The 522-nt window shown below is 68.4% G+C and carries 1 protein-coding gene; it reads left to right on the forward strand.

Annotated elements, in window-relative coordinates; all coding sequences use genetic code 11:
- On the forward strand, positions 1-522 hold a 522-nt coding region (locus AC1DWF_RS38505), incomplete at both ends, for a UdgX family uracil-DNA binding protein (RefSeq protein WP_476843656.1).

Below are 522 nucleotides of genomic sequence, written 5' to 3' on the forward strand. Positions count from 1 at the left end.
CGCCAGAGGAGCCATTGCCGCCCACCGAAGGCCTCGCCGCGCTACGCGAGGAGGCGCGGAGCTGCACGCGCTGCCCGCTTCATTGCCACGCGACCCAGACCGTCTTCGGCGAGGGTCCAGACACGGCGAAGCTCATGATCGTCGGCGAGCAGCCGGGCGACGAGGAGGATCTGCAGGGCCGCCCCTTCGTCGGACCGGCCGGCCGGATCTTCGATGCCACGATGCAAAAGGCCGGTGTCGACCGTTCGACCGCCTATGTCACCAACGCCGTGAAGCACTTCAAATACGAGCTCCAGGGCAAGCGCCGCATCCACCAATCGCCCAATGCCGGCGAGGTCGAGCATTGCCGCTGGTGGCTGAAGCGCGAGATGGACCTCATCCGGCCGCGGCTGGTGGTGGCGATGGGGCGCACCGCCGTCTCGGCGCTGACGGGCAGGATGCCAAAGCTGGCCGACCTGCGCGGGCGGGTGCATCAGCTGGAACCGGATCGCGCGATGATCGCGACGATCCACCCCTCCTATC

Source organism: Aminobacter sp. P4_D5, assembly GCF_056401815.1.